Source organism: Pseudomonas weihenstephanensis, assembly GCF_016812185.1.
Taxonomy (GTDB): domain Bacteria; phylum Pseudomonadota; class Gammaproteobacteria; order Pseudomonadales; family Pseudomonadaceae; genus Aquipseudomonas; species Aquipseudomonas weihenstephanensis.
In genome coordinates this window covers 1,382,865-1,395,101 of record NZ_JAAEBV010000001.1, presented here as the reverse complement: position 1 = coordinate 1,395,101, position 12,237 = coordinate 1,382,865, and the positions used below count along the sequence as shown (strand labels likewise).

Here is a 12,237-nt window from a genome sequence, read left to right as displayed (position 1 = left end):
CCTAGGTATAGCTGGGTGTCTGGCTGCCTCCGGTCTTTTTGCCGGTGCCAATCATTGCGCCATGTTTAGGGCTTTTAGCGTGGCTGCGGCTTACGTATTGCAGCGAAAAAGCCTTCATCAGCTTCAGTCGTGTCCCGTCTGTGTGCTGTGAACTCAAGGCTAGGCTTTTGGCATGACGACACAGGACGTGTCGCCTCGGTCAATCCTCAAGGATGAATGTGATGCGGCGTTGTAACAAACACCCACAAGCGGGCATGACCTTGATTGAAGTCTTGATTGCCACGCTGATTTTAAGTGTTGGTCTTTTAGGGGCGGCAGGCGCTCAAATCAAAGCGTTGAAATACGTCGACAGCGCGCTGATGAGCACTCAGGCCAGTTTTATCGCGTATGACATGTTGGACCGCATACGGGCCAATTCGGCGGGTGATTATCGTACCTCGGCGTTGACGGCCACCAATCACGGCATCAGTGCCACCAACGTCGCGGGACAGGATCTGAATGAGTTCAAGCGCAACATCCGTCAATTTGCGGGTGACAGTGCGCGGGGCGCTATTTCGGTCAGCGAGCAGCAAGTGACCATTCACCTGGAATGGGATGATTCGCGTGCAGAAGGGCTGGATGGCGCTTTTCAGTCATTCACCCTGCGCAGCCAGTTGCTGCTTCAGCATTCGGTGCCAAGCCATGAGCAAGTCTGACGCAGGCTTCGGCTTGATCGAGCTGACGGTCGCGATGGCGTTGGGCTTGCTGCTGGTGTTGGGCATGACTCAGATATTTTTGAGCGCCCGTGGGAGCTATTTAGCACAAGGTGCATCCGCCCAATTACAGGAAGACGCCCGGTATGTATTGAGCAAAATTGCTCAGGAAGTCCGTATGGCCGGCATGTTCGGTTGCCTGCCGAGCGAGCGGATTATCGATGCGCCTTTAGCGTTTAAAACGCCGATCTTCTGGAGCGGAACTGTGAGGGCAGGTGCGCTGCATATGATCAGCGCGGATGTGGGGCTTACTTCCGGCAAGCCTGACTGGACCGTCGTTACAGATTGTAAAAACCGCGCTCAGGCATTTTCGGGTGCGCAATTGGCCTTAGCCCCAGGGGAAATTGGCCTCCCTATACGTCAGGTTGTTTACCTGTTTGAACAAGGCCAATTGAAAACCGGGCTTACCAAGTCAGTACTTTTGGACAATGTAGCGGCGTTCGATGTGAGTTTTGGTATGTCCAGCTCCAGAGAGACGCAGCCCGTTGTGCACTACGAGTCCAGCCCTGCGGACCCTTCACGTATTCGCAGTGTGCGTATCGCGCTGACAATGAGAGACCCCAAGTTGCGTGTCAAAGACCAGGCTTACCATGTGGTGGTCGCCATACGTAATCGACTGGGATAGGGCAGGGGTATGGCGCTGGGCTCACGTACACAAAAAGGCATGGCCTTATTGGTCAGTCTGATTTTTTTGATGCTGCTTAGCCTGATGGGGCTTGGCGCACTCGAAAATGCCGGGCAGCAGGAAAAAATGGCAGGCAGTGTGCGGCTCGCTCATCAATCTTTTCAGGTCGCTGAAAGTGCATTGCGCACCGGGGAATCGTGGCTTCACATGCAGTGGGCCGAGATGGCCGAATGCGTTTCGATAGCGCACTGCGCTCCGCCTTCTGAGGTGAAAACACGCCTCTCGCCCGGTATTGATGCGCAATCGGGGGTGAATTGGGTGCGCGTGGCCGATGGTTTGTATGGCATCCAATTCCTGGGGCGTAGCAGCGAAGCGCTGGGTTCATCAGCGGGAGGCTCTACCCATCTGTACCGCGTTAGCGGGATTGGATTGCGAGGTCAGTCGCGCACAGTGCTAGAAACTATTTACGCCCGTTATCAAACCTCGGACGAAGGCGTTGGAATGCCTGCACTTCAGAGCTTTCGCCGGAGCATGTGGCGACAGATTCAATAGGAAATGCGCAATGTTTAGACCTGATGCAGGTTTCACCTTGATCGAATTGATGATCGCGGTGACGATCATCGGTATCCTTGGAGCTTTCGTTTACCCGCTCTACAACGATTATGTGAAGCGCGCGTATCGCGCTCAAATTGTCGTACTCCTGTCAGAGCAAGCCCAAAGTCTAGAGCGTTTTTATACGAAAAACGGGTTATATAGCGGCATGCAAGCACTCAGTGAGGGCAATGAGCACTACAACATTGCGTCGAATCTTGCTGATCACGGGTTTGTGTTGAGCGCTATACGTAAGCAAGGTTTTGCGATGGCAACCGACCCGTGTGGAGATTTCACGCTGACGCATACCGGTTTAACCTCGATAACCCAGGCCGCCCCGAACCTCACACCGCAGCAGTGTTGGGGGCGCTGACACTTTATTTTGATGATGGGCTGGATGGATAGATGGGTAGGCAGAAACGGGTGGTGATTGTTGGAGGCGGGGTGATAGGCCTGTTAACGGCGTTTAATCTGGCCGCCGACGTTGAACAGGTGACTTTGTTGGACCGCAACACCGTTGGGCAGGAGTCTTCATGGGCGGGCGGGGGCATTGTTTCGCCGCTTTACCCTTGGCGCTACACCCCAGCGGTCACGGCGTTGGCTCACTGGTCGCAAGATTTTTATCCTCGTTTGGCTGAGCGCTTGTTTGCCTCTACTGGCGTCGATCCTGAAGTTCATACAACGGGTTTGTACTGGCTGGACCTGGATGATGAAGCGCAGGCGTTGGCATGGGCTGAGCGTGAAGGCAGGCCGCTGAGTGCGGTGGATATTTCATCGGTTGAAAGTCGTGTGCCTGTGTTGGGTCGTGGTTTTTCTCGCGCCATCTATATGAAAGACGTGGCTAATGTGCGTAACCCGCGTCTTGTTAAGTCGCTTAAGGCAGCGCTGCTGGCGATGCCCAATGTGACCATTCATGAGCAGTGTGAGGTACAGGGTTTTATTCTTGATGGCACAACCATCAAAGGGGTCGACACGGCTCAAGGTCCGATTCTTGGCGATGAAGTGGTATTGGCCGCAGGTGCCTGGAGTGGCGAACTTCTCAAAATCTTGAATCTTGAGTTGCCCGTAGAACCTGTGAAAGGTCAGATGATTTTGTACAAATGCTCGTCTGATTTCTTGTCGTGCATGGTGTTGGCCAAAGGGCGCTATGCAATACCGCGTCGTGACGGACATATTTTGATTGGTAGCACCTTGGAGCACGAAGGCTTTGATAAAACGCCTACCGAGTCGGCACTTGAAAGCCTGAAAGCATCGGCCGTGGAGCTGATCCCTGCGTTGGCCGATGCCCAGCCTGTGGCGCATTGGGCCGGCTTGCGGCCAGGTTCGCCCGAAGGCATACCCTATATTGGCCGGCTACCAGGCTTTGAAGGCTTGTGGTTGAATTGCGGGCACTACCGAAACGGGCTGGTATTGGCACCGGCTTCTTGCCAGTTATTTGCCGACTTGTTATTGGGGCGAACCCCCATCATCGACCCTGCCCCGTACGCACCTCAGGGGCGAGTTTAATCGTGTGGGCGCTGTCGATGCACGAGGCAGCGCTCGTAAACCCGATGACTGCGATATGTCTGAATCACCGGGTTGAATGGCTTCACGACGACGTTGCCGCCGATCACAGCCTCGTGCGACTCGTCAGCGGCTACACCTTGGCGTTTTTTGTAGTCGCTGCCGAGGTACGAGGCTGCGATCGAGTGCGCAGCGCTCGTAAACCCGATGACTGCGATATGTCTGAATCGCCGGGTTGAATGGCTTCACGAGGACGTTGCCGCCGATCACAGCCTCGTGTTACTCGTCAGCACCTACAGGGTTTGGCTGCGCCAGGCGAAACCAATCAGCGCTTGCCCGGGCCTTGTTCCAGATGGCTTTGGGTGCAATACCACTCTTGCTGCTGACTCAAGGCGCGGTCACGTGGCAAGTGCACGCCGCAATGAGCGCAACGCACCATTGGCATAGCGCCAGGATCGACAGGCTTTTTAGTGGCTGCGAGGCTGGCCTTGTATTTACGCCAGAACCACACGCCCGCAGCAATCAGAGCCGCCCAGAACAGTAAACGAAACATGGTTATTCGCTATTCGAGAAAAGATGCGCCAGTTTAGCCAAGGACCGGGTAAGCGCCCAGCATCAAATGCAGCGCAAAAAAAAGAGTCCCGAAGGACTCTTTTTGGATGCATTGACGATCAGTCGAAAAGACCAAGGGTCATGTAGCTGAACCACGAACGGCTGTTAGTTTCCGTTTCTGGCTCTTCGATGATGTTGCCATCAGCATCTTTTGGTTTCAGTTCAGCAGGGATTGCATCTTTTGCATCCTGAAACTGTTTCTGCACGTCTTGGTTGGCGCGGGTTTCACCCGGTGGCAGTGGTGTGCTGGACTCGATCAGCCCAAGCGTCGCCTTGCTCAACCACGAACGGTTGTCCGACTCGGACACTTGCGGTACGAACTGACCGTCAACCAGGCTTGCGTGGTTCGGGTAGTTGTCCTTGAGCACTTCAAGGCTGGTGTCCGCCAGCTTGTCGAGGTGCAGACGCTGATAAGACTCAACCATTACCGCCAGGCCGTCAGCCACCGAAGGGGTTTCCTGGAAGTTCTCAACCACATAACGGCCACGGTTAGCCGAGGCTACATACGCCTGACGCGTCAGGTAGTAGTGAGCTACGTGGATTTCGTACGCTGCCAGCAGGTTACGCAGATAAATCATGCGCTGCTTGGCGTCTGGCGCGTAACGGCTGTTGGGAAAACGGCTGGTGAGCTGGGCGAACTCGTTATAAGAGTCGCGGGCAGCACCCGGGTCACGCTTGGTCATGTCCAGCGGCAGAAAGCGTGCCAGCAGGCCAACGTCCTGGTCAAACGAGGTCAAGCCTTTAAGGTAATAGGCGTAATCAACGTTCGGATGCTGGGGGTGCAGACGAATAAAACGCTCTGCGGCAGACTTTGCAGCTTCCGGTTCGGAGTTTTTATAGTAGGCATAGATCAGTTCAAGCTGAGCCTGGTCGGCGTAACGTCCGAACGGGTAGCGTGACTCAAGCGCCTTCAGTTTGGCGGTTGCACTGGTATAGCTGTGGTTGTCCAGATCGGCCTGTGCCTGCTGGTACAGCTCGACTTCGCTGAGGTTTTCGTCAACGACTTCCTTTGTCGACGAGCAAGCGGCGGTCAGTGCGAGGATGGCGATCAGCAGCAGGTGTCTCACTTGCATGGCGGCTTGCGTCCCTATGACGGCCGCTGTCTTGGGCGAGGCCGTCCTGTTATGATGAGCGCCCCGTGAAAAGCCTCGGGGCAAAAGACGCCGTATTTAACCACAAGCGCGCAGCCGAAACCAAAGGCTTGGCGCCGTCCTGATGAGCATGTCCGAGAAAATACTACTTCGCGCAGAGGTGCCGTCCGAATTGGGCGGCCAACGCCTCGATCAAGTCGCCGCACAATTATTCGCTGAGCACTCGCGCTCGCGCCTTTCCGCCTGGATCAAGGACGGCCGCCTCACTGTGGACGGAGGCGTCATACGTCCCCGTGACATCGTGCACGGTGGTGCCATCCTGGAGCTGACTGCCGAGCAGGAAGCCCAGGGTGAGTGGGTCGCCCAAGACATCCCCCTGGACATCGTTTACGAAGACGATGAAATCCTGGTCATCAACAAGCCTGCGGGCCTGGTGGTGCACCCGGCTGCCGGGCATGCCGATGGCACTTTGCTCAATGCGTTGCTCCATCACGTACCGGACATTGTCAATGTGCCGCGTGCGGGGATCGTGCACCGTCTGGACAAAGACACCACCGGTCTGATGGTGGTCGCCAAGACCATCCAGGCGCAGACGCAGCTGGTCACCCAGTTGCAAAGCCGCAGTGTCAGCCGGATCTATGAGTGCATTGTTATCGGTGTCGTCACCGCCGGGGGCAAGATCGACGCGCCCATCGGCCGTCACGGGCAGCAACGCCAGCGCATGGCGGTAATGGAAGGCGGTAAACAGGCGGTGAGTCATTACCGCGTGCTTGAGCGCTTCCGTTCCCACACGCATGTGCGGGTCAAGCTGGAAACCGGGCGTACGCACCAGATTCGTGTGCATATGTCTCACATTAACTTCCCGTTGGTCGGAGACCCTGCCTACGGCGGTCGCTTCCGCATCCCGCCGGCAGCCAGTGTGACCATGGTCGAGTCGCTGAAAAACTTTCCGCGCCAAGCCCTGCACGCACGCTTCCTTGAGTTGGATCATCCGACGACCGGTAAGCGCATGAGCTGGGAATCACCATTGCCAGACGACTTTGTCTGGTTGCTGACCCTGCTCAAGCAAGACCGCGAGGCGTTCATCGGATGAACACCTTCCTGATTCCTGACTGGCCAGCGCCGGCAGGCATCAGGGCCTGCGTGACCACCCGTGCGAACGGTGTCAGTGTGGCGCCGTTCGACAGCTTCAATCTGGGCGATCATGTTGGCGACGACCCCGTTGCCGTCGCACATAACCGCCAGCGCCTGACCCAAATTTTCGATGTGCAGCCCGCTTGGCTCAGCCAGGTTCACGGGGTTGTCGTCGCGCCTGCCGATCCGCAGCAGATTGTCGAGGCTGACGCCAGCTGGACGGCTATGCCAGGTATCGCCTGTACGGTGATGACCGCCGACTGTTTGCCTGCACTGTTCTGCGACCGTGCCGGCACCCGCGTGGCGGCCGCGCATGCGGGGTGGCGGGGGTTGGCCGCAGGTGTCCTTGAAGCCGCAGCTTTAAGCCTCAATGTTGAACCTTGTGACATATTGGTCTGGCTGGGGCCTGCCATCGGCCCGAGAGCCTTTGAAGTCGGTGCCGAGGTGCGTGACGTCTTTATAGAGGACATGCCTCACGCTGGCACAGCGTTTGTACCCAGCATCAACGCCGGGCGCTTTATGGCTGACATTTACGCGCTGGCGCGCCTGCGGTTGGCACGCTGCGGTATCACTGCGGTCTATGGTGGCGGCTTTTGTACGGTCACCGACCCACGCTTTTATTCCTACCGGCGCAGTCCTCGTACTGGCCGTTTCGCATCACTGGTCTGGATCGAATCATCCCCACGCTGATCTGCGTCATTCGTCTTACGCTTGAAACTCCCAGAATTGCCCGCATCTACTAAGGTATCTGGCAGGTTTCTTCATTCAGGAGTTTCCATCCCTCCGGCCTGCTCATAAGGAAGGTGACGAATGCGTATAGATAGATTAACCAGCAAGTTGCAATTGGCGTTGTCCGATGCTCAGTCATTGGCTGTTGGCCATGACCATCCGGCGATTGAGCCCGCGCACTTGATGCAGGCATTGCTGGAACAGCAGGGCGGCTCAATCAAGCCTTTGCTGATGCAAGTCGGTTTTGATGTAAACAGCCTGCGTAAAGAGCTGACCAAAGAGCTCGATCAACTGCCAAAAATTCAGAATCCTACCGGCGACGTAAACATGTCGCAGGATTTGGCACGATTGCTGAACCAGGCCGACCGTCTGGCGCAACAGAAAGGCGACCAGTACATCACCAGCGAAATCGTATTGCTGGCGGCGATGGACGATAACAGCAAGCTGGGCAAGCTGTTGCTGGGGCAGGGCGTGAGCAAAAAAGCCCTGGAAAACGCCATCAACAACCTGCGCGGCGGCGAAGCTGTCAATGACCCGAACGCTGAAGAGTCGCGCCAGGCGCTGGATAAATACACCATCGACCTGACCAAGCGTGCCGAAGAAGGCAAGCTCGACCCGGTGATTGGCCGTGACGATGAAATTCGTCGCACCATTCAAGTGTTGCAGCGTCGGACTAAAAACAACCCGGTGCTGATCGGTGAGCCTGGCGTGGGTAAAACCGCCATCGCCGAAGGTTTGGCTCAACGGATCATCAACGGTGAAGTGCCTGACGGCTTGAAAGGCAAACGCCTGTTGTCGCTGGACATTGGTGCGCTGATTGCGGGTGCCAAGTTCCGTGGCGAGTTCGAAGAGCGCCTGAAATCATTGCTCAACGAGCTGTCGAAACAGGAAGGGCAAATCATCCTGTTTATCGACGAGTTGCATGTCATGGTCGGTGCCGGTAAAGGCGAAGGCGCGATGGACGCGGGCAACATGCTCAAGCCTGCGTTGGCTCGGGGTGAATTGCACTGCGTGGGTGCTACCACCCTCAACGAGTACCGCCAATACATTGAAAAAGACGCAGCACTTGAGCGTCGTTTCCAAAAAGTACTGGTGGATGAGCCGAGCGAAGAAGACACCATCGCCATCCTGCGTGGCCTGAAAGAGCGTTATGAGGTTCACCACAAGGTTGCGATTACGGACGGTGCGATCATTGCGGCGGCCAAACTCAGCCATCGCTATATCACCGATCGCCAGTTGCCTGACAAGGCGATTGATCTGATCGACGAAGCGGCCAGCCGTATTCGTATGGAAATCGACTCCAAGCCCGAAGTGCTGGACCGCTTGGAGCGCCGCCTGATTCAACTGAAAGTTGAAGCCCAGGCGTTGAAGAAAGAAGAAGACGAGGCAGCGAAAAAACGTCTCGAAAAACTGCAGGAAGAAATCGAGCGCCTTGAGCGTGAGTATTCCGACCTGGAAGAAATCTGGACTTCGGAAAAAGCCGAAGTGCAGGGCTCTGCCCAGATCCAGCAAAAGATCGAGCAAGCGCGTCAGGAACTGGAAGTCGCACGCCGCAGCGGTAACCTGAACCGCATGGCCGAGTTGCAGTACGGGATCATTCCTGACCTGGAACGCAGCCTGCAAATGGTCGACGAGCACAGCAAAACTGAGAACCAGTTGTTGCGTAGCAAAGTGACTGAAGAGGAAATCGCTGAAGTCGTCTCGAAATGGACCGGTATTCCCGTGTCCAAAATGCTCGAAGGCGAGCGCGACAAGCTGATGAAGATGGAAAGCTTGCTGCACCAACGTGTGATTGGTCAGGACGAGGCGGTTGTAGCCGTGTCCAATGCGGTACGTCGTTCGCGTGCAGGGTTGAGTGACCCGAACCGTCCTAGCGGCTCGTTTATGTTCCTTGGCCCAACCGGTGTCGGTAAAACCGAGTTGTGCAAGGCGCTGGCCGAGTTCCTCTTTGATACTGAAGAGGCGATGGTGCGCATCGACATGTCCGAGTTCATGGAGAAACATTCCGTGGCTCGTCTGATTGGTGCACCACCAGGCTATGTGGGCTACGAAGAGGGTGGCTACCTGACCGAAGCTGTGCGCCGCAAGCCTTACTCGGTGATTCTGCTGGACGAAGTCGAGAAGGCGCATCCGGACGTGTTCAACGTGCTGCTGCAAGTGCTTGAGGACGGTCGACTGACAGACAGTCACGGTCGTACAGTCGATTTCCGCAACACGGTGATCGTGATGACCTCCAACCTGGGGTCTGCACAGATCCAGGAGCTGGTCGGTGATCGCGAAGCGCAACGGGCGGCGGTGATGGATGCGGTGAGTACGCACTTCCGGCCGGAGTTTGTGAACCGGATCGACGAAGTGGTGATCTTCGAGCCTCTTGCCCGTGATCAGATCGCCGGTATCGCGGAGATCCAGTTGGGTCGCCTGCGCAGTCGTCTGGTTGAGCGTGACCTGAGGCTGGAATTGAGCCAGGAGGCTTTGGACAAGTTGATTGCGGTAGGTTACGACCCGGTATATGGCGCACGGCCTCTGAAACGTGCGATCCAGCGCTGGATCGAAAACCCGCTGGCTCAACTGATTCTGTCCGGTCAGTTCCTGCCAGGCTCGACGGTCGTGGCTACGGTGAAAGACGACGAAATCGTCTTCGCCTAACGCTCTACAGCGGTGTTTTGAAGAAGGCCTCGCACTGCGAGGCCTTTTTTTAGTTTTTTTCGTTAGGGTGTTGATCCGTAAGGAAAACACTTGTAAGATGCGCCCCGCAGTAAGTCACCCGCAACGGCAGCTTGGCCCAAACCAAGATGCTCGCTAGAAGAGCTAACACATTGTCTTCTAACGAAAAATAAGGGTTGACAAGGGTTTGAAAGGTTGTAGAATGGCCCGCCTCAGAGACGTCAACGTAGCGATACGCTGAAGTCAACGAGAGTTGCAAAGAGTTACAATGTTGTAGATTGAAATATGTAGTTCCGCGATAGCTCAGTTGGTAGAGCAAATGACTGTTAATCATTGGGTCCCTGGTTCGAGTCCAGGTCGTGGAGCCATTTTCAAGCCGGGGTATAGCGCAGTCCGGTAGCGCGCCTGCTTTGGGAGCAGGATGTCAGGAGTTCGAATCCCCTTACCCCGACCATTTTTGGGTCGTTAGCTCAGTTGGTAGAGCAGTTGGCTTTTAACCAATTGGTCGTAGGTTCGAATCCCACACGACCCACCATTTTTGGCTCCAGTTCACTGGGGTTAGATCTTAAGGTCAGAGGCCAAAAGCACTGATCGTAGAAGGCGCCTCTTTGAAGGTGCCTTTTTTTTACCGGGGTATAGCGCAGTCCGGTAGCGCGCCTGCTTTGGGAGCAGGATGTCAGGAGTTCGAATCCCCTTACCCCGACCATTTTCTGCCCGGCAGTAATGGGTGTAGAAAATCAGGCTCTGACGCCAATCGCGTCAAAAGCCATTAAAAAAAGCGTCCTGCGGGACGCTTTTTTTATGCCTGTAGAAAAGTCATTTGAAGCCATGTAGCCGTTGACGGGTTCCGCGCGGCTACGTCTGGCAGCGCAGCGGTTGTAAATCAGCTGTCGCGACCGCTCAAAAGGTCGTGGACTCAGGATTTACAATCACCGCGCATTCGCATGTAGCCTGCGGCAACTGCTACGGGAGCCAGGTGTGCCTGCGACGGTTCAAGCTTTGGCCGCCTTATCATCCGCGTCCTGAAGATCCTGCAACGCAGCTGAATATTGATCGGCTTCCGCCTTCGGCACCATCTGCCATGACGGTTTGCGCACCGCATAGAAGATAAAAGGCGGCACGCCAGCAATCACCAGGCCAATTAGCAAGATCCCCGCATATTCGAAAAACGGCATATGGCTGAAGTTGTTGGGCGGAATAAACCCAAAGATCAGTGCCACGCACGTCGAGAACAGCCCCAAGTAACACCAGCCATGCAGTCCTTTGAGGACAAAGCCGCGTTTAACCGTAGGTTGAGTTTTACGTAGCTTCATGGCCGCCAAAAACATAAACACATAAATAATCAGATACATCAGTGCCGCCATGGCGCTGATCATCCAAAACGCGTCGGACACGTTGTCGATAAAGATGTAAATGGTCGACAGCAAGGTCACGATGACCGCTTGCAGATACAAAATATTTTTTTGTACCCCCTTCGCGTTCACTTTTTGCAGGCTGGGCGGCAGCATCCCCGCTTTACCGACAAATAACAGGCCTGTCGACGGTCCGCCTGTCCAGGCCAACACGCCACCCAAAGCACCAATAATCAACAATACAGCCATGATTTTGGTTGCCCACGGCATGCCAAAGCCCTCGAAGAACGCGGCATACGCTTGAATCACACCAGCGGTGAGGCTGGTTGAATCGGCGGGCACGACCAGTGAAATCGCCACGGTAGGCGGGATAAACACCAGCATGATCAACACAAACGCTAGCAAGATAGCCCGCGGCATTTCTTTTTGCGGATTACGCAGCTCGCGGGCGTGAATGGCGTTCATTTCGATACCGGCAAATGCCAGAAAGTTACCCACAATCAACACAAGCCCCGAGATGGAACCGGTGAACTCGCGCCACAGATCGCCGTGCAAATTATGCGCACCGGACTTCACGGTTTGGTGGGTGTCAAAAATGGTAGGGATCAAGGCATCCCAGGTCAGTGGGGTCGCCGATTTATGCCCCAATACCAACCACGCAACGCCTAATATCACCAGCAACGCGGCGGGGAGTGCAGTACCCAGTAGCATGAACCACGACGTCAGCTTGGACAGCGTGGTCATACCGTTTAGCGTGATAAACGTCGACATCCAATACAGCACGATGATCACCGTGGCGGTAAAAACGCCACTTTTGGCCAACTCAGGATTAATGAGATAGGCCATGGTGCTCGCGCCGAACCCCAGCACGATGGGATACCACACCACCACTTGAATCCACATGAACCACATGATGAAAAAGCCGGGCCTATCGCCATATGCCTGGCGTACCCAGCCATAAATTCCGCCGTTCCAGCCCGTGCCCAGTTCAGAGGCGACCAGCGATACGGGGATGAAGAACAACAGCGCCGGGATGATGTACAAAAAAACCGAACCCAGGCCATACACCGCCATGCTCGGCAGTGAACGGATACTGGCAACTGCGGCGACCATCATGAAGCAGATCGTCAGCCATGAGATGTAAGTTTTAGCCTTGCTGGTGGTCGCCATAACGTCACCCTCCA

Annotated in this window: 11 protein-coding genes and 4 tRNA genes; 12 read left to right on the top strand and 3 right to left on the bottom strand. The window is 55.6% G+C overall.

The genetic code is table 11. The features are described from left to right. Positions 1–212: 212 nt before the first annotated feature. The 5 genes from pilV to thiO are packed head-to-tail and all read left to right on the top strand — an operon-like array spanning position 213 to position 3,474. Complete coding sequence (pilV, locus tag GYN01_RS06335; RefSeq protein ID WP_048362464.1) at positions 213–695, top strand: type IV pilus modification protein PilV; 483 nt, start codon at positions 213–215, stop codon at positions 693–695. Beyond that, the gene (locus GYN01_RS06330; RefSeq protein ID WP_048362465.1) at positions 682–1,377 is read left to right on the top strand and encodes a PilW family protein; all 696 of its coding nucleotides are present in this window, start codon (positions 682–684) and stop codon (positions 1,375–1,377) included. Before pilV ends, GYN01_RS06330 begins: the two co-directional genes overlap by 14 nt. A 9-nt stretch (positions 1,378–1,386) precedes the next feature. Then, complete coding sequence (locus GYN01_RS06325; protein WP_238936081.1) at positions 1,387–1,929, top strand: pilus assembly PilX family protein; 543 nt, start codon at positions 1,387–1,389, stop codon at positions 1,927–1,929. Positions 1,930–1,939: 10 nt separating this feature from the next. Then, positions 1,940–2,341: a type IV pilin protein gene (locus tag GYN01_RS06320; RefSeq protein ID WP_048401372.1), complete on the top strand. Its 402-nt coding sequence runs from the start codon at positions 1,940–1,942 to the stop codon at positions 2,339–2,341. Positions 2,342–2,373: 32 nt separating this feature from the next. Beyond that, positions 2,374–3,474, top strand: a complete 1,101-nt coding sequence (gene thiO, locus GYN01_RS06315) for a glycine oxidase ThiO (RefSeq protein WP_203306742.1) — start codon at positions 2,374–2,376, stop codon at positions 3,472–3,474. Positions 3,475–3,796: 322 nt separating this feature from the next. Here the strand turns inward: thiO and GYN01_RS06310 are convergent, their stop codons facing one another. Continuing rightward, on the bottom strand, positions 3,797–4,024 hold the full coding sequence (locus tag GYN01_RS06310) for a PP0621 family protein (protein WP_048401367.1): 228 nt from the start codon (positions 4,022–4,024) through the stop codon (positions 3,797–3,799). A 118-nt stretch (positions 4,025–4,142) separates the two neighbouring features. Then, positions 4,143–5,156, bottom strand: coding sequence for an outer membrane protein assembly factor BamD (locus tag GYN01_RS06305; RefSeq protein WP_048401365.1), 1,014 nt, complete (start codon positions 5,154–5,156; stop codon positions 4,143–4,145). A 148-nt stretch (positions 5,157–5,304) separates the two neighbouring features. Here GYN01_RS06305 and rluD point away from each other — a divergent pair, with 148 nt between their 5' ends. The 7 genes from rluD (at position 5,305) to GYN01_RS06270 (ending at position 10,407) form a co-directional block, all read left to right on the top strand. Then, complete coding sequence (gene rluD / locus GYN01_RS06300) at positions 5,305–6,267, top strand: 23S rRNA pseudouridine(1911/1915/1917) synthase RluD (protein WP_048363011.1); 963 nt, start codon at positions 5,305–5,307, stop codon at positions 6,265–6,267. Beyond that, on the top strand, positions 6,264–6,998 hold the full coding sequence (gene pgeF / locus GYN01_RS06295; protein ID WP_048401363.1) for a peptidoglycan editing factor PgeF: 735 nt from the start codon (positions 6,264–6,266) through the stop codon (positions 6,996–6,998). The genes rluD and pgeF overlap by 4 nt, the downstream gene beginning before the upstream one ends. Before the next feature lie 120 nt (positions 6,999–7,118). Further along, positions 7,119–9,683 carry an ATP-dependent chaperone ClpB gene (gene clpB, locus GYN01_RS06290; protein ID WP_048362472.1) on the top strand — a complete coding sequence of 855 codons (2,565 nt, stop codon included), beginning with the start codon at positions 7,119–7,121 and terminating at the stop codon, positions 9,681–9,683. Positions 9,684–9,993: 310 nt separating this feature from the next. Next, positions 9,994–10,069 (top strand) — tRNA-Asn (locus tag GYN01_RS06285). A 9-nt stretch (positions 10,070–10,078) separates the two neighbouring features. Beyond that, positions 10,079–10,155: transfer RNA gene (locus GYN01_RS06280), tRNA-Pro, on the top strand. A 5-nt stretch (positions 10,156–10,160) separates the two neighbouring features. After that, positions 10,161–10,236: transfer RNA gene (locus GYN01_RS06275), tRNA-Lys, on the top strand. Between the two features lie 94 nt (positions 10,237–10,330). Further along, a tRNA-Pro gene (locus tag GYN01_RS06270) sits at positions 10,331–10,407 on the top strand. A gap of 286 nt (positions 10,408–10,693) precedes the next feature. On the opposite strand, the gene GYN01_RS06265 is transcribed toward GYN01_RS06270, so the two are convergent. Next, positions 10,694–12,223, bottom strand: a complete 1,530-nt coding sequence (locus tag GYN01_RS06265) for an amino acid permease (RefSeq protein WP_048362473.1) — start codon at positions 12,221–12,223, stop codon at positions 10,694–10,696. Positions 12,224–12,237 lie beyond the last annotated feature (14 nt).